Source organism: Actinoallomurus sp. NBC_01490 (assembly GCF_036227085.1).
Taxonomy (GTDB): domain Bacteria; phylum Actinomycetota; class Actinomycetes; order Streptosporangiales; family Streptosporangiaceae; genus Actinoallomurus; species Actinoallomurus oryzae.
Map to the genome: position 1 here is coordinate 5,739,200 of NZ_CP109433.1, position 15,373 is coordinate 5,754,572.

15 protein-coding genes are annotated in these 15,373 nt (G+C 71.1%); 10 read left to right on the forward strand and 5 right to left on the reverse strand.

The window, feature by feature from the left end; all coding sequences use genetic code 11:
• Positions 1-2: 2 nt before the first annotated feature.
• Positions 3-236, reverse strand: a complete 234-nt coding sequence (locus OG417_RS26740) for an RNA polymerase subunit sigma-70 (protein WP_329261696.1) — start codon at positions 234-236, stop codon at positions 3-5.
• Positions 237-399: 163 nt separating this feature from the next.
• Here OG417_RS26740 and OG417_RS26745 point away from each other — a divergent pair, with 163 nt between their 5' ends.
• The 5 genes from OG417_RS26745 to OG417_RS26765 all read left to right on the forward strand — a co-directional run bounded on the left by OG417_RS26745 (position 400) and on the right by OG417_RS26765 (position 6,596).
• Complete coding sequence (locus OG417_RS26745; RefSeq protein WP_329261699.1) at positions 400-2,001, forward strand: acyl-CoA carboxylase subunit beta; 1,602 nt, start codon at positions 400-402, stop codon at positions 1,999-2,001.
• Positions 2,002-2,005: 4 nt separating this feature from the next.
• Positions 2,006-3,943, forward strand: coding sequence for an acetyl/propionyl/methylcrotonyl-CoA carboxylase subunit alpha (locus OG417_RS26750; protein ID WP_329261701.1), 1,938 nt, complete (start codon positions 2,006-2,008; stop codon positions 3,941-3,943).
• Positions 3,944-3,945: 2 nt separating this feature from the next.
• Entirely contained in the window at positions 3,946-4,698 is a 753-nt protein-coding gene (locus OG417_RS26755; RefSeq protein ID WP_329261704.1) for an enoyl-CoA hydratase-related protein, read from the forward strand.
• A gap of 104 nt (positions 4,699-4,802) precedes the next feature.
• Positions 4,803-5,585 carry a CPBP family intramembrane glutamic endopeptidase gene (locus OG417_RS26760; RefSeq protein ID WP_329261707.1) on the forward strand — a complete coding sequence of 261 codons (783 nt, stop codon included), beginning with the start codon at positions 4,803-4,805 and terminating at the stop codon, positions 5,583-5,585.
• A gap of 72 nt (positions 5,586-5,657) precedes the next feature.
• Positions 5,658-6,596 carry a Ppx/GppA phosphatase family protein gene (locus OG417_RS26765; protein ID WP_329261710.1) on the forward strand — a complete coding sequence of 313 codons (939 nt, stop codon included), beginning with the start codon at positions 5,658-5,660 and terminating at the stop codon, positions 6,594-6,596.
• Positions 6,597-6,805: 209 nt separating this feature from the next.
• Here the strand turns inward: OG417_RS26765 and OG417_RS26770 are convergent, their stop codons facing one another.
• Together OG417_RS26770 and OG417_RS26775 are read right to left on the reverse strand one after the other, a co-directional pair.
• A complete protein-coding gene (locus tag OG417_RS26770) occupies positions 6,806-6,991 on the reverse strand; it encodes a hypothetical protein (RefSeq protein WP_329261713.1) in 186 nt (61 codons plus the stop codon).
• A 188-nt stretch (positions 6,992-7,179) separates the two neighbouring features.
• Positions 7,180-8,478: a helix-turn-helix domain-containing protein gene (locus OG417_RS26775; RefSeq protein ID WP_329261716.1), complete on the reverse strand. Its 1,299-nt coding sequence runs from the start codon at positions 8,476-8,478 to the stop codon at positions 7,180-7,182.
• A gap of 52 nt (positions 8,479-8,530) precedes the next feature.
• Between OG417_RS26775 and OG417_RS26780 the strand changes: the two genes are divergently transcribed.
• Complete coding sequence (locus tag OG417_RS26780) at positions 8,531-8,677, forward strand: hypothetical protein (RefSeq protein WP_329261719.1); 147 nt, start codon at positions 8,531-8,533, stop codon at positions 8,675-8,677.
• A 347-nt stretch (positions 8,678-9,024) separates the two neighbouring features.
• A complete protein-coding gene (trxA, locus tag OG417_RS26785; RefSeq protein ID WP_329261722.1) occupies positions 9,025-9,381 on the forward strand; it encodes a thioredoxin in 357 nt (118 codons plus the stop codon).
• A gap of 11 nt (positions 9,382-9,392) precedes the next feature.
• Here trxA and OG417_RS26790 read toward each other — a convergent pair whose 3' ends face one another.
• Positions 9,393-10,442 carry a sodium:calcium antiporter gene (locus OG417_RS26790; RefSeq protein ID WP_329261724.1) on the reverse strand — a complete coding sequence of 350 codons (1,050 nt, stop codon included), beginning with the start codon at positions 10,440-10,442 and terminating at the stop codon, positions 9,393-9,395.
• A 463-nt stretch (positions 10,443-10,905) separates the two neighbouring features.
• Here OG417_RS26790 and thrS point away from each other — a divergent pair, with 463 nt between their 5' ends.
• On the forward strand, positions 10,906-12,891 hold the full coding sequence (thrS, locus tag OG417_RS26795; RefSeq protein WP_329262582.1) for a threonine--tRNA ligase: 1,986 nt from the start codon (positions 10,906-10,908) through the stop codon (positions 12,889-12,891).
• A 107-nt stretch (positions 12,892-12,998) separates the two neighbouring features.
• Here the strand turns inward: thrS and mraY are convergent, their stop codons facing one another.
• Positions 12,999-14,066 carry a phospho-N-acetylmuramoyl-pentapeptide-transferase gene (gene mraY / locus OG417_RS26800; RefSeq protein ID WP_329261727.1) on the reverse strand — a complete coding sequence of 356 codons (1,068 nt, stop codon included), beginning with the start codon at positions 14,064-14,066 and terminating at the stop codon, positions 12,999-13,001.
• A 191-nt stretch (positions 14,067-14,257) separates the two neighbouring features.
• On the opposite strand from mraY, the gene OG417_RS26805 reads away from it, so the two are divergent.
• Positions 14,258-14,809 carry an HIT family protein gene (locus OG417_RS26805; protein ID WP_329261730.1) on the forward strand — a complete coding sequence of 184 codons (552 nt, stop codon included), beginning with the start codon at positions 14,258-14,260 and terminating at the stop codon, positions 14,807-14,809.
• Between the two features lie 30 nt (positions 14,810-14,839).
• The gene (locus OG417_RS26810) at positions 14,840-15,220 is read left to right on the forward strand and encodes a thiol-disulfide oxidoreductase DCC family protein (RefSeq protein WP_329262584.1); all 381 of its coding nucleotides are present in this window, start codon (positions 14,840-14,842) and stop codon (positions 15,218-15,220) included.
• Positions 15,221-15,373 lie beyond the last annotated feature (153 nt).

The window sequence follows — 15,373 nt, forward strand, 5'->3', positions numbered from 1 at the left end:
CCCTACCGCTCCTTACCGAGAATCCGCCGGCCGCCGCCGTGTTTCTTGTGCACCGCCTGCCGGCTGACACCGAGGCAGACCGCGATCTCCTGCCAGGACCATCCCTGGTCGCGCGCGTTGCCGACCTGCAGCGCCTCGAGCCGCTCGGCGAGCTCGCGCAACGCGCGGACCGCCCGCAGCCCGACCGCCGGGTCACGGCTGCTCGCCTCCTGGGCGAGCTGTACTCCATCGCTCATGACGTCAACATAGGTTGACAGCCGCGCATCTGTCAACCGAAGTTGACACTCCGATCGTGAATGAGACCCGTCTCATCGGAGCGCGATCTTTTCCGGCGCACGGCGCTTGGCCATACTCGATCACGGGCCCACGTCGGACCCCGGTGACGACGAAGGATGAGGGATGACGGTTCTCACCAGCGCGCTCGACCCGGCCGGTGACGCGTACGCGGAGCGGCGGGCGGCGATGCTGGCCAAGGTCGCCGAGCTCGAGGCCGAGCACGCCAAGGCCGTGGCCGGGGGCGGGCCGAAGTACGTCGACCGGCACCGCGCCCGCGGCAAGCTCCTCGCCCGCGAGCGCATCGAGCTCCTGATCGACCCCGACTCGCCCTTCCTGGAGCTGTCTCCGCTCGCCGCCTGGGGGAGTGACTTCAAGGTGGGCGCGAGCCTGGTCAGCGGCATCGGCGTGGTCGAGGGCGTCGAGTGCGTGATCGTCGCGAGCGACCCGACCGTACGCGGCGGGTCCAGCAACCCCTGGACCGTGGCCAAGACGTTCCGCGCCGCCGACATCGCGCTGGAGAACCGCCTCCCGCTGATCAACCTGGTCGAGTCCGGCGGCGCCGACCTGCCCACGCAGAAGGAGATCTTCATCCCCGGCGGCCGGATCTTCCGCGACCTCACCCGGCTGTCCGCCGCCGGGATCCCGACGATCGCCCTGGTCTTCGGCAACTCGACCGCCGGTGGGGCGTACCTGCCCGGGATGAGCGACCACGTGGTCATGGTCAAGGACCGCGCCAAGGTCTTCCTCGGCGGCCCGCCGCTGGTGAAGATGGCCACCGGCGAGGAGTCCGGCGACGAGGAGCTCGGCGGCGCCGAGATGCACGCCCGCACGAGCGGCCTGGCCGACCACATGGCGGCCGACGAGTACGACGCGCTGCGGATCGGCCGCCGGATCGTGGCCCGGCTCAACTGGCGCAAGCGCGGCCGCGCGCCGCTGCCCGTACGACCACCGCGGTACGACGAGGAGGAGCTGCTCGGCATCGTCCCGGAGGACCTGAAGATCCCCTTCGACCCGCGGGAGGTGATCGCCCGGATCGCCGACGATTCGGACTTCGACGAGTTCAAGCCCCTGTACGGCACCAGCCTCGTCACCGGCTGGGCGGCCTTGCACGGCTATCCGATCGGCGTGCTCGCCAACGCGCGCGGCGTGCTGTTCGGGCCGGAGTCGCAGAAGGCCGCGCAGTTCATCCAGCTCGCGAACCAGACCGGCACCCCGCTGCTGTTCCTGCAGAACACCACCGGCTACATGGTCGGCCGCGAGTACGAGCAGAGCGGCATCATCAAGCACGGCGCCACGATGATCAACGCGGTGTCCAACAGCCGGGTGCCGCACCTGACCGTCGTCATGGGCGCCTCGTACGGCGCGGGCAACTACGGCATGTGCGGCCGGGCGTACGCCCCGCGCTTCCTGTTCACCTGGCCGAGCGCGAAGTCGGCGGTCATGGGCCCGGCACAGCTCGCCGGCGTGCTGTCCATCGTCGGCCGCCAGGCCGCGCAGGCGCGCGGCCAGGCCTTCGACGAGGAGGCCGACGCTCAGATGCGCGCGATGGTCGAGGCGCAGATCGAGTCGGAGTCGCTGCCGTTCTTCCTGTCCGGGCGGCTGTACGACGACGGCGTGATCGACCCGCGCGACACCCGTACCGTCCTCGGGATGTGCCTTTCCGCGATCAACAGCGCCGCCGAGCCTGCCGCGCAGGCGGGCGGCTTCGGCGTCTTCAGGATTTGAGCGAATGATCTCCAGACTGCTCGTGGCCAACCGGGGCGAGATCGCCCGCCGGATCTTCCGCACCTGCCGTGACCTCGGCATCGAGACCGTCGCGGTGTTCTCCGACCCGGACGCCGCACTGCCGCACGCGACCGAGGCCGACCGCGCCGTGCGCCTGCCCGGCGCGTCGCCGGCCGAGACGTACCTGGACCAGAAGGCGATCCTCGACGCGGCCCGCGCCGCCGGCGCGGACGCCGTCCACCCGGGGTACGGCTTCCTGTCCGAGAACGCGGCGTTCGCCGAGTCGGTCCTCGCCGCCGGCCTGAGCTGGGTCGGCCCGCCGCCGAAGGCGATCGCGGCGATGGGCCTCAAGACCGAGGCCAAGCGGCTGATGCGCGACGCGGGCGTGCCCGTGCTGCCCGACCTCGACCCGGAGCGGATCACCGGCTTCCCGGTGCTCGTCAAGGCGTCGGCGGGCGGCGGCGGACGCGGCATGCGGATCGTACGTGAGGCCGCGGAGATGGCCGGGGCGCTGGAGTCGGCGCGCCGCGAGGCGGAGTCGGCGTTCGGCGACCCCGCGGTCTTCTGCGAGCCGCTGCTGACCGGCGCCCGCCACATCGAGGTCCAGGTGCTCGCCGACTCCCACGGCACGGTCTGGACGCTGGGGGAGCGGGAGTGCTCGATCCAGCGCCGCCACCAGAAGGTGATCGAGGAGGCGCCCTCACCCGCGGTCGACACCGGGCTGCGGCAGGGCCTGTGCGAGGCCGCCGCCGCGGCCGCCCGCGCCATCGGCTACGAGGGCGCCGGCACCGTGGAGTTCATGCTGGCCCCGGACGGCGGTTTCTTCTTCCTGGAGGTCAACACGCGCCTGCAGGTCGAGCATCCGGTCACCGAGTGCGTGTACGGCGTCGACCTGGTGGCCCTGCAGATCGAGGTGGCCGAGGGCGCCGCGCTGAAGGACCCGCCGCGCCCCTCCGGCCACGCGATCGAGGCCCGGCTCTACGCCGAGGACCCCGCGGAGGGGTACCGGCCGCACAGCGGCGCGCTGCACACCTTCGCCGTCCCCGGTGTGGACGCGGAGTTCCGCGTGCCCGGCTCGTACGGGCTGCGGCTGGACGCCGGCGTGGTGTCCGGCAGCGTGATCTCCACCCACTACGACCCGATGCTCGCCAAGGTGATCGCGTACGCGCCCACCCGCGGGGCGGCCGCCCGCCGCCTGGCCACGGCCCTGGCCGGGACGCGCGTCCACGGCCCGGTGACCAACCGCGACCAGCTCGTCGCCACGCTCCGGCACGAGGCGTTCCTCGCCGGCGCCACCGACACCGGCTTCCTCGACCGGCACGACACCACGGGCCGCCGCGCCGACGCCGGCGCCGTACGGCTGTCCGCGCTGGCCGCCGCGCTCGCCCAGGCCGCCGCCAACCGCGCGGAGGCCACCGTGCTGGACGGCCTGCCGAGCGGCTGGCGCAACGTGCCCTCGCAGCCGCAGCGCGTCGCCTTCGACGACTCCGGGACCGTCCACGAGGTCGCCTACCGCCTCACGCGTACGGGCCTGGTCGCCGAGGGACACGAGGACGTCTCGCTCGTCTCGGCCTCGCCGGACGCGGTCGTGCTGACGGCCGGCGGCGTACGCCTGCGGTTCACGGTCGCCCGGCACGGGCACGGGGTGTACGTCGACTCGGTGCTCGGCGCGGTGACGTTCACGCGGGTCGAGCGTCTGCCCGACCCCGCCGAGCAGGTGGCGCCCGGCACCCTGCTCGCGCCGATGCCCGGCTCGGTGATCCGGGTCGCGGTGAGCGAGGGCGACACGGTCGAGCGCGGCCGGCCGATGCTGTGGCTGGAGGCGATGAAGATGGAACACCAGATCCTCGCCCCGGCGAGCGGCGTGGTGACCGCGCTGCACGCCGAGGTGGGAGCCCAGGTCGAGACCGGCACGGTCCTCGCCGTCGTCACGGAGGAGTAGCCATGGATCCCCTCGTCCGGTACGCCGAGGACGGCGGCACGGCGACCGTCACCCTCGACTCCCCGCGCAACCGCAACGCGCTGTCGCGGCGGCTGGTCGCCGAGCTGCGTGAGGCGCTGACGACCGCGCTCGGCGACGACGGTGTCCGCGTCATCGTGCTGACCGGCACCGGCACGGTGTTCTGCGCGGGCGCCGACCTGAAGGAGCAGTCGGCCGGAGAGCCGCCGCCGGACGTGCCCGGCCTCGTCGGGCTCATCTGGGACAGCCCCAAGCCGGTCGTGGCCCGCCTCAACGGCCCGGCGCGGGCGGGCGGGCTCGGCCTGGTGACCGCCTGCGACCTCGCCGTCGCCCCGGACACCGCGACGTTCGCCTTCACCGAGGTGCGCCTGGGCGTCGTGCCCGCCATGATCGCGGTGACCTGCCTGCGGCGCATGGACCCGCGTGCGGCGGCCGAGTACTTCCTCACCGGAGAGGTCTTCGACGCGCGCCGCGCCCAGGAGATCGGCCTGATCAACCGGGCCGTCCCGGCCGACGAGCTGGACGCCGCGGTGGCCCACTACACCGGCATGCTGCTGCGCGGCGCCCCGGAGGCCCTGGCCATCGCCAAGCGGCTGCCGCGCGAGGTTCCGGCCCTGACGGTCGAGGAGGGCTTCGCCCGGATGGCGGAGCTGTCCGCCGAGCGCTTCGGCTCCGAGGAGGCCAAAGAGGGCATCGCCGCCTTCCTGGAGAAGCGCGATCCCCGGTGGCTGCCCTGACCTGCTGCTACGGTGCGCGTTGTGACCTGTACCGTCCCGCCGGTCGCGGCCGAGCCGCGGCCCCGCGCTGATCGTCGACCACGCCCCGGCGCCCGGTGGACGGCGTGACGCTGACCCCGGAGGCGCCGGAGGCGCCGGTGCTGAGCCGGCGGCTGCTCACCGCCGAGATCTGGGTGGTCTTCGCCCTCTCGCTCGGGGCCAGCGGCGTCAGCGCGCTGCTGCAGCTCATCGCCTCCCTCACGGCGCCGAAGCCGCTGGGCCGGCAGAAGGCGCTGCTGGTCGGCTCCCTCGCGCCCGGCCGTCCCTGGATCGACCTCGCCTTCCAGCTGTTCAACATCGCCATCGCGGTGGCGCCCGTGGCCCTCGTGGCGTACCTGCTGGTGCGCTCGGGGGAGTCCCTCGCCACCCTCGGCGTCGACCGGACCCGGCCCGTGCGGGACACGGTGCGTGGTGCCGTGCTGGCCGCGGTGATCGGCGGAGGCGGGCTGGCGCTGTACCTGATCGCCTACCACTCGGGCGCGAACCTCACCGTCGTGCCCGCCCAGCTCCCGCCGGTGTGGTGGCGCATCCCCGTGCTGCTGCTGGCCGCCGCGCAGAACGGCGTGCTGGAGGAGGTGCTCGTCGCCGGTTACCTGCTGCACCGGCTCTCCCAGCTCGGCTGGCGGCCGGGCCGCGCCCTGACGGTCAGCGCGCTGCTGCGCGGCTCGTACCACCTCTACCAGGGCTTCGGCGGCTTCGCCGGCAACGTCGTCATGGGTGTGATCTTCGGCCGGCTCTACCAGCGCTGGGGCCGCGCCACGCCGCTGATCGTCGCGCACACGCTCATCGACGGTGTGACGTTCGTCGGCTACACCCTCCTGCACGGACACGTGTCGTGGCTGCCGTGACCGCCGGCGCCGGCGGGGAGGATGGCGACATCTGCTGAAAAGGGCACTCGGCGAACCGGTAGCGTCTGACGCATGAGACTCGGTGTCCTCGATGTGGGCTCCAACACCGTGCATCTGCTGGTCGTGGACGCACACCAGGGCGCGGCGCCGCTGCCGGCCTTCTCGCACAAGAACGAGATCCGGCTCGCCGCGCACCTGGAGGACGGCGACCGGCTGTCCGAGGTGGGCGCCCACCGGCTGCGCGCGTTCATCGACGACGCACTCCGCGTCGCCGAGGACAAGGGCGTCGAGGAGGTCGTCGCCTTCGCGACCTCGGCGATCCGTGAGGCGGTCAACGGCGAGGAGGTCCTCGGCGACATCCGCGACCACAGCGGCATCGACATCCCGGTGCTGTCCGGGGAGGACGAGGCGCGCCTGACGTTCCTGGCCGCGCGGCGCTGGTTCGGCTGGTCGTCGGGGCGGCTGCTCGTCCTGGACATCGGCGGCGGATCGCTGGAGATCGCCTCCGGCGCCGACGAGGAGCCCGACGCGGCCGTGTCCCTGCCGCTGGGCGCCGGCCGCCTGACCCGCGACTGGCTCACCGCCGATCCGCCGTCGCCCGAGGAGGTGCGCCGGCTTCGCAAGCACGTCCGTACGACGATCGCCCGCGAGGTCGGCGGGGTGATGCGGTACGGCGCGCCGGACCACGCCGTGGCGACCTCCAAGACGTTCCGGCAGCTCTCCCGCATCGCCGGCGCGGCCCCCGCCAACCAGGGACCGCTCGTCCGCCGCGCGCTGTCCCACAAGCAGGTCACCGAATGGGCCGAACGGCTGCCGTCGATGACCGCCGCCGAACGCGCGGAGCTCCCGGGAGTCTCGCCGGGGCGCGCGCCGCAGCTCCCGGCCGGCGCGATCGTGGCGGACGCCGCGATGGATCTCCTCGACGTCGCCGAGGCCGCCGTGTGCCCGTGGGCGCTGCGCGAAGGCGTGATCCTCCGCCGCCTGGACCAGCTGCGTCGGGACCGCGCTTAGAAACCCGGAGAACGAGGAGGCCATCGGCCTGCACGGTGGCCTTCGTCATGGTTCGTCATGGCCGCCGGTTCCGGCGTGATCAGGCGCTTTACCGGGAAAAACCGTGCCGCGTAAAGGACCGCCGCACAAGGGCGGTCAGTGTGATCGGTCAGGATGAGGGATCGGGCGCCGGAGCGGGGCCCGGGCGGCGGGCCCCGTCGGACGGCCGGTCAGTGGTGGCGGACGACGTGGTGGTGGACCACGTGGTGATGCACGACGACGTGGTGGTGGACCACGTGGTGGTGGGAGTGGCCGCAGGCCGAGAGTCCCAGGAGCGCCGGCACGAGCGCCATGCCCGCCACGGCCGCCGTACGAAGCCGCTTGACCTTCACGTTGCCCCTCCGATTTTCAGGCATTTTTCAGCGTCTATCCAGAAAGTCTGGATGAGCGTACAAGATCAGAGACGCAACGCGCGGACGCGCGGTTCCATCCGGGGAACCGCGCGTCCGGGTTCTGTGCGCAGGGCGGGCCTGAGGCGGCCTCGTCGAAGATCCTGTGCGGTCGGAGACTCCTTCAGGTGAGGGGGAGGGCGGGGACGGCGTGCTTACAGGTCCATGCAGGACAGGGCGCGCTGGAAGGCGGCCTTCTGGCCGTCGGGCCGGCCGGCCGCACCCAGCAGCTCGGCCAGGCCGAACCACGCACGGGCGGCCGGACGATGCGCGTCCAGCTTCTCCAGGTACTCCCCGGCCTGTGAGAGGGCCATCACGGCCTCCTCGTGCCGCCCCATGCGCTCGTACGCATCACCCAGCGCGATGTAGGCGTTCGCGGTCGTGATGCCGCCGGGGCTCTCCAGCAGGTCCAGCGCGCGGCGTGCCAGCTCCGCCGCCTCCACCGGGCGGCCGAGCAGGAGTTCCGCGCGCGCCTGGACGGTGTAGTTCAGGCTCAGGTCGACCGTGCTGGCGGAGCTGGCGTCGAGTTCGCGCGCGGCCTTGAGGAGCACGTCCTTGGCCTCTTCCGCGCGCTCGGGGTGGGCGTCGAGCAGGAAGATGGCATAGGCGTTGCGGATCCGGCTGAGGTTGCGCGGGTCGTCCTCCTCGCCGAGCAGCGCCATGGCCCGTTCGGCGAGCCTGAGCGCGTGGTCGTACTCCCCGCGGGACTCGGCGACGAAGCCCGCGTTCCAGTACGCCGCCATGAGCGCCTTCGGGCTCCCGATGGCCTCGGCGCGGTCGATGAGGCTCTGCGCGAACTGGTTGGCGTACGCCAGGTCTCCGCGGAGGATGTACGCGGCCAGAACGGTGGCGCCGAGCATGACCATGGAGTCGGACCACTGGCCGGTCGTGTCGGACAGGCTCCGCAACGCCGCCTCGCCGACGTCGATGGCGATGGCGAAGTCCCCACGCTCCCGGTGGCAGCGGCTCAGGGCGATGTGCAGCTCGGCCCACCGGTCGCCGTCGGAGTGCGGCGAGGTCAGCTCGGCGGTCCGGTTGAGCTCGACGATCGCCTCGTCCAGGTCGCCGGTCGCCTCCAGCGCGAGGGCGTGCCCCCAGCGTGCCTCGTGCGCGAGAGCGGGCAGGTCGGCGAGGGCCGGGTGGGTGAGAACCTCGGCGAAGCGCACACGGGCCTCTTCGGTGGCGCCGTTCTCCAGGGCGATCTTGGCGTACCGCAGCGTTTCCTGCAGCCCGTTCATCGCCTCCTCGGTGACCCCCGTCGTCAGATAGGCCGCGGAGCAGTCGAGCTTGCGGGCGAGGAGAGCCACCATGCTGGGCGCGGGTGTCCGCTTACCGCTTTCAATGAGTGACACATAGCTGTCGGAGAGTTCCGGCCACGCGAGCTGCGCCTGCGACATGTTCCTTCGCAGCCGCAGGTTACGGATCCGTTCGCCCAGCGATTCTTGACTTGGCATCCCGTTCGCCTCTACAAGAAAGTGACAGAACAACACGAAAGGATAGAAAAGAATGTCACACCTGCGTAAGGGGCTCGCCCTGATCCTGCTCGCGCTCGTCGGCTGGCTCGTCGCCTTCGGCGCCGTCGGGGCCGTCTCCGCGTCCGCCTCCACCGACACCTCCGCGACGACCAAGAGCAGCTCCTCGCTGTGCTGCTGACCTGCTGATCAGCGCAAAGGCCGGCAGACATGGAGCAGCGGTCGGTGCGATGTGGCGCCCGTTCGGAGCAGGTCCATCGGCGACCCGCGAGAGCCGAACCCTGTGTCCCGGACAGCTTCGGAACAGGCCGACGGTGGCCTAGAGTGGCCGGGCCGGCCGTCTCCCGTTGCGATGCCCGACCGCATGTGCGTGTCTGCCGGCCGATCCGGCCCGCCCTATCCCGGCCGCGGGGCGGCCGGACACGGCGCCGTGCCCGCGCGGTGCGGAATGAGCCGGAGGGCCGGGCTGTTCTCGCATGTGCGGCACGCGCCGCGTGCCGCACCGATACGAGCCGAGGAGCTGACGAGATGGCCACGACCACACTGACCGCCGCGAACTTCGACAAGACGGCGGCCGGCGAGGGCATCGTGCTGGTCGATTTCTGGGCGAGCTGGTGCGGCCCGTGCCGGATGTTCGCACCCGTCTACGAGCGGGCCGCCGACAAGCACGAGGACATCGTCTTCGGCAAGGTCGACACCGAGGCCGAGCAGGAGCTGGCCGCGCGGTTCGACATCACCTCGATCCCCACGATCATGGCGATCCGTGACGGTGTCATCGTCTTCGCCCAGCCCGGCGCGCTGCCCGAGCCGGCCCTGGAGAACCTGATCGAGCAGGTGCGCGACCTCGACATGGACGAGGTGCGCAGCCGCATCGCCAAGTCCTGACGGCCAGGCCCTTACGCCAGCATCGGGATCAGGCAGACCGCGAACACCCCGTAGAAGGCCGCCGCCCAGGTGAGCGTACGGCCGGTGAAGCGGCCCGAGTTCAGCGCGACCAGCAAGAACAGCATCGCGACGATCGTGACGACCCCGGACAGCAACAGCGGGCCGTCGAAGCGCCAGGACGTGAACAGGATGCCCAGGCCCGAGGGGACGGTCGCCTGGATCATCATGGCGCCGCTGATGTTCGCCAGGGCGAGGTGGGTCTTGCCCTGGCGGACCCAGATGATGGCGTTCATGATCTCGGGCAGCTCGGTGGCGATCGGGGACAGCAGCAGCGCGGTCACCGCCGCGGGCAGGCCGATCATCGGGCCGATCGCCTCCAGCGAGTGCACGAACAGCTGCGAGGCCACGAAGATGACGACCAGGGTGACGACGGCCTGGGTGACGACCGCCCAGGTGGCCGGGGTCGTGCGGCGCGGCTGCAGGCGCAGCGGCTCGACGTCGACCGCGTCGTCCTCGCCGGCCGGGTCGGCGCGCAGCTCACGCCAGAAGTAGACGCCGTACGCGGCGAAGAAGAGCAGCCCGAGCACGGGCTTGTACGCGAAGGCGACCAGCCCGAGCGCCACCTTCACCACGAAGATGGCCAGGAACCATTGCTGGTCGCGGGCCAGCTTCCGCGTGTCGCCGACGTCCCCACCACCGGCGTGCTCGCCCGGGGCGCGGTCCGGCGCTCCGGACGTCACCTTGCGGCGGCGCGTCAGCAGCATGAAGCCGGTCACGCCGTACGCCGCCGTGGCGAGGGCCAGCGGACCGCCCATGGCCGCCCCGACCCCGATGTCCTTCTGTGCGGATCCGGAGCCGAAGACGACCGCCACGAACGTGACGACGCTCTCGGGCAGGGCGGTGCCGAAGGCGGCCAGCACCGTGCCGACCGCGAGCGGTCCGATCTTCAGGCGCAGTCCGAGCCACTCGACCGCGTTGACGAACCACTCACAGGAAAGGTAGATCGCGACGGCACACGCCAGCAGGATCACCACGTGCAGCATGAACTTCCCATCGATCATGTTGCCGTGAGACGAAAAAGAGACCTCGGCCCACGGCGACAGACGTCACCTATTGGCCGAAGGTCTCGTCCACCCCTGAGGGGCCCGGGCACCGGGAGCGAGCGCTCCAGTATGTCGATGGCCGGCGAGCGGGACTACTCCCCTTCGCGGCACCCAGCTTACCGTCTGCCACCGGTGGCCCGCACGTGCGCCCGTACGGGGCCGGCGACGGAAGGCTTTTATGGCGGGCGCGCGCCGACCGGATCGGTTACCCTGGGGAACATGCCAGGCGCGCATGTGACGACGACGCCGGGGACGCCCCGGCGCATCGGCCGCGCGCACTGACCTGACGCGACGACGAGGCCCCGGGAGCGATCCCGGGGCCTCGTCGCGTCCCGTGGTCGCTCTCGCCGACACGAGGAAGTTGACCATGGAGCATGAGGCGTCCCGCGACGGCGCACAGTCGGTAGCATTCGATGTCGATATCCCTGACCATCGAGGAGATTCCGTGTCTGAACTGCGCATCACCCTCGGCGGAGACGAGCGTGTGGTGGCGGCAGGCACCACTGCGGGCGAGGCGCTCGAGGCCGACGGCCGCACCGTCATCGCGGCCCGCGTGGGCGGGCAGGCCCGCGACCTGGCGTACGTCCTCGCCGACGGCGACGTCGTCGAGCCCATCGAGATCGGCTCCGACGAGGGCCTGGCGATCGTCCGCCACTCGGCGGCGCACGTCATGGCCCAGGCCGTGCAGGAGCTGTTCCCCAAGGCCCGGCTGGGCATCGGCCCGCCGGTGGAGAACGGCTTCTACTACGACTTCGACGTCGAGCAGCCGTTCCAGCCCGAAGACATCAAGCGCATCGAGAAGCGCATGCGTGAGATCGTCAAGCAGGGGCAGTCCTTCTCCCGCCGGGTCGTCACCGACGCCGGCGCTCGCGAGGAGCTCGCCGACGAGCCGTACAAGCTCGAGCTGATCGGCCTCAAGGGCGCCGCCGGAGACGAGGAGAGCGTCGAGGTCGGCGGGGGAGAGCTGACCATCTACGACAACCTGGACGCCAAGACCGGCGAGCCGCGCTGGAAGGACCTGTGCCGCGGCCCCCACGTGCCCAGCACCCGCGTGATCCCGGCGTTCAAGCTGATGCGCACCGGGGGCGCGTACTGGCGCGGCAGCGAGAAGAACGCCCAGCTCCAGCGGATCTACGGCACCGCGTGGGACTCCCGCGAGCGGCAGGACGCCTACCTGAGGCTGCTGGAGGAGGCCGAGAAGCGCGACCACCGCAGGCTCGGCGCCGAGCTCGACCTGTTCTCCTTCCCGTCGGAGATCGGCAGCGGCCTTCCGGTCTTCCACCCCAAGGGCGGCATCGTCCGCAAGGCGCTGGAGGACTACTCGCGCAAGCGGCACGAGGAGTCGGGATACTCCTTCGTCTCCACCCCGCACATCACCAAGAGCGGGCTGTTCGAGACCTCCGGGCACCTGCCCTGGTACGGCGAGGACATGTTCCCGCCCTTCGAGATGGACGAGGCCGAATACCGCCTCAAGCCGATGAACTGCCCGATGCACAACCTGGTCTTCAAGGCGCGCGGGCGGTCGTACCGGGAGCTTCCGCTGCGCCTGTTCGAGCTGGGCACCGTCTACCGGTTCGAGAAGTCCGGCGTGGCCCACGGCCTCACCCGCGTGCGCGGCTTCACCATGGACGACTCGCACATCTACTGCACCCTCGAGCAGCGGAGCGACGAGCTCAAGAGCCTGCTGAGCTTCGTGCTCGACCTGCTCCGCGAGTACGGGCTCAGCGAGTTCTACCTGGAGCTGTCGACCAGGGGTGACTCCGACAAGTTCATCGGCTCGGACGAGGACTGGGAGGAGGCCACCGGCGCCCTGCGCGACGCCGCCGAGGAGTCCGGCCTGGAGCTGGTCGACGACCCGGGCGGCGCGGCCTTCTACGGCCCGAAGATCTCCGTGCAGGCCAAGGACGCGATCGGCCGCACCTGGCAGCTGTCCACCATCCAGGTCGACTTCAACCAGCCGAAGCGCTTCGGGCTGGAGTACCAGGCCGCCGACGGCACCCGGAAGACCCCGGTGATGATCCACCGGGCGCTGTTCGGCTCGATCGAGCGGTTCTTCGGCATCCTGCTGGAGCACTACGCGGGCGCGCTGCCGCCCTGGCTGTCGCCGGTGCAGGTGGTGGGCATCCCGATCTCCGACGACCATGTGGCGCACCTGGAGCAGGTCGCCGCCCGCCTGCGCGAGCGCGGCATCCGGGTGGAGGTCGACACCTCCTCCGACCGGATGCAGAAGAAGATCCGCAACGCGCAGAAGCAGAAGATCCCGTACATGCTGCTCGCGGGCGACGACGACGTGGCCAAGGGCGCGGTGTCGTTCCGCTACCGCAGCGGCGAGCAGAACAACGGCGTCCCCGTCGCCGACGCGATCGAGGAGATCGTCAAGGCCGTCGAGGAGCGCGTGCAGATCTGAGACCGGTGAGCCTCTGGCCGCCGCGTGCGGCCAGAGGCCCGGCCACGGTCATGGGCCCTCCTTCGTCGAGGGCGTGACCACAGGGGCGTGCTCCCGGCTTCGCTCGGTCAGAGCGGAAGCAGAAAGTGGGGGTTGTCGAGGTAGAACAGGGCCAGGCCCGTGGCCACGCAGAGCGCCGAGATCAGCCAGAACCGCACCACGATGGTGGTCTCGGCCCAGCCGGAGAGCTCGAAGTGGTGCTGCAGTGGCGCCATCTTGAAAACGCGCCTGCCCGTCAGCTTGAAGGAGCCGACCTGGGTGATCACTGACAGCGTGATGATCACCGGCAGCCCCGCGAGGATGGCCAGGAGTATCTCGGTCTGTGTGCTCAGGGCGAGGCCGACGATGACGCCGCCGAGCGCGAGAGACCCGGTGTCCCCCATGAAGATCATGGCCGGTGGGGCGTTCCACCACAGGAAGCCGATCAGCGCGCCGAGCGCGGCGGCGGCGACCACGGCGAGGTCGAGAGGGTCGCGGACCGTGTAGCAGCCAAATCGGAGCGCGAGGGTGCAGCTGCCGCGGAGCTGCCTGTCGCTGATCAGGATGTACGCGCCGAGGATCATCCCGACCGCGCCGGCGGCGAGACCGTCCAGGCCGTCGGTGAGGTTCACCGCGTTGGACGTGCCGGCGATCATGGCGAGTGCCCAGAGGACGAAGAACCAGGGCCCGATGGAGGGTCCGAAGTCGCGCAGGAACGACAGGTGGGTGGTGGTGGGGGTGATGTCGTAGCGGTTGGGGAACCGCAGCGACGACAGCGCGAAGATCACGCCGACGATGAGGATGCCGATCATCTTCGCTCCGCTGCGCAGGCCCAGGCTGCGCTGCTTGAAGACCTTGATGTAGTCGTCCACGAAGCCGACCAGGCCGAGGCCCGCCATCAGGAACAGAACGAGCATCCCGGACGCGGTCGGGCGGGTCAGCGTGGCCAGGTGCGCGATCGCGTACCCGGCCAGCGCGGCGACGATCAATACGGTGCCGCCCATGGTGGGCGTGCCGCGTTTGCCGAGGTGGGCCTTTGGACCCTCTTCGCGGATCATCTGACCGTAACCGAGTCTGCGCACGATCCGGATCCACAAGGGCGTGGCCAGCAACCCGATGACCAGTGAGAGCGCAGAGGCCACAAGGATGGTTCTCACGCGTCGGTACCCCTCTCTCACCGCGGCTCGAATCGTCGACCGCGGCCCCGAACATTGATCGACGAATCGTCCCATCCGTACGGGCGCCGCCGCACATTCCGCCGCAAAAGTCATCTCCTTGCCGGGCCGTTCCGCTCTGGCCGGGTCACCCGGAAGGGGCGGGGCGGCCGGGGCGGTCCTATGCTTCTGGCATGACCGAGCCCAAGCCTGAGGAGCAGTTCGGCGTCGGGGATCCCGACCAGTTCCAGCGTCTGTGGACTCCCCACCGGATGGCGTACATCAAGGGGGAGAGCAAGCCGACCGGTTTGGGCCCGGACGACGGCTGCCCGTTCTGTGAGATCCCCAGAATGGACGACGCGGAGGGGCTGATCGTCCGGCGCGGCGAGTACGCCTACGCGGTGCTCAACCTGTACCCGTACAACTCCGGCCACCTGCTCGTGTGCCCGTTCCGCCACGTGAGCGACTACACCGAGCTGGACGACGCCGAGACCGCCGAGCTGGCCCTGCTCACCAAGCGGTCCCTGACCGCGCTGCGCAAGGCGAGCGGCGCCCACGGCTTCAACGTCGGCATGAACCTCGGCACCGTCGCGGGCGCCGGCATCGCCGCCCATCTCCACCAGCACGTCGTCCCCCGCTGGGGCGGCGACACCAACTTCATGCCGGTCATCGGCCAGACCCGCGTGCTGCCGCAGCTGCTCCGCGACACTCGCCAGATCATCGCGGACGCCTGGCCGCTGGACTGAACGAGGAGGCCGGTCATCCCCCCGATCCTGCTGTACGACGGCGACTGCGGCTTCTGCACGGCCTCCGCACGGTTCATCGAGCGGCACATTCCGACGAGGGCGCGGCTGAGCCCGTACCAGTCGGCGGACCTGGCGGCGCTCGGCACGACCGCCGAACGCGCGAGCGGCGAGGTGCTCTGGGCGGAGCGGGGCCGCGTACGCGGCGGCGCGCAGGCGATCGCCTGCCTCCTCATCGACGCGGGTGGCCTGTGGCGGCCACTCGGCCTGCTGATCCGGGTGCCGCCGTTCCGCTGGATCGCCGCGGGCGTCTATCACCTCGTCACGGTCAACCGCTTCCGCCTGCCCGGCGGCACCCCCGCGTGCAAGCTGCCGCCGTCCGAACGCCCCGGCGCCGGCGATCCGGCCGGCTGAACGATCCCGGCGTCAGGCCGTGGCCGGGGTGTTCCGCGGCGCCGAGCAGGCCGGCCATGGGTGACGAACGCGAACCGTTCTGAAGGCTGAGCATGAGCCGTGGGCGCTCAGCCGGACGTACCGAACGGCACCGGGTGCTCCAATTTTCGTCGG

Bases quoted from the DNA above. Each gene is read 5' to 3' on its own strand.
- OG417_RS26765 (WP_329261710.1), top strand. From the start codon at position 5,658: ATGAGACTCGGTGTCCTCGATGTGGGCTCCAACACCGTGCATCTGCTG.
- OG417_RS26790 (WP_329261724.1), bottom strand. From the start codon at position 10,442: ATGATCGATGGGAAGTTCATGCTGCACGTGGTGATCCTGCTGGCGTGT.
- trxA (WP_329261722.1), top strand. From the start codon at position 9,025: ATGGCCACGACCACACTGACCGCCGCGAACTTCGACAAGACGGCGGCC.
- OG417_RS26745 (WP_329261699.1), top strand. From the start codon at position 400: ATGACGGTTCTCACCAGCGCGCTCGACCCGGCCGGTGACGCGTACGCG.
- OG417_RS26770 (WP_329261713.1), bottom strand. From the start codon at position 6,991: ATGCCTGAAAATCGGAGGGGCAACGTGAAGGTCAAGCGGCTTCGTACG.
- OG417_RS26755 (WP_329261704.1), top strand. From the start codon at position 3,946: ATGGATCCCCTCGTCCGGTACGCCGAGGACGGCGGCACGGCGACCGTC.
- OG417_RS26775 (WP_329261716.1), bottom strand. From the start codon at position 8,478: ATGCCAAGTCAAGAATCGCTGGGCGAACGGATCCGTAACCTGCGGCTG.
- OG417_RS26750 (WP_329261701.1), top strand. From the start codon at position 2,006: ATGATCTCCAGACTGCTCGTGGCCAACCGGGGCGAGATCGCCCGCCGG.
- OG417_RS26805 (WP_329261730.1), top strand. From the start codon at position 14,258: ATGACCGAGCCCAAGCCTGAGGAGCAGTTCGGCGTCGGGGATCCCGAC.
- OG417_RS26740 (WP_329261696.1), bottom strand. From the start codon at position 236: ATGAGCGATGGAGTACAGCTCGCCCAGGAGGCGAGCAGCCGTGACCCG.
- OG417_RS26780 (WP_329261719.1), top strand. From the start codon at position 8,531: ATGTCACACCTGCGTAAGGGGCTCGCCCTGATCCTGCTCGCGCTCGTC.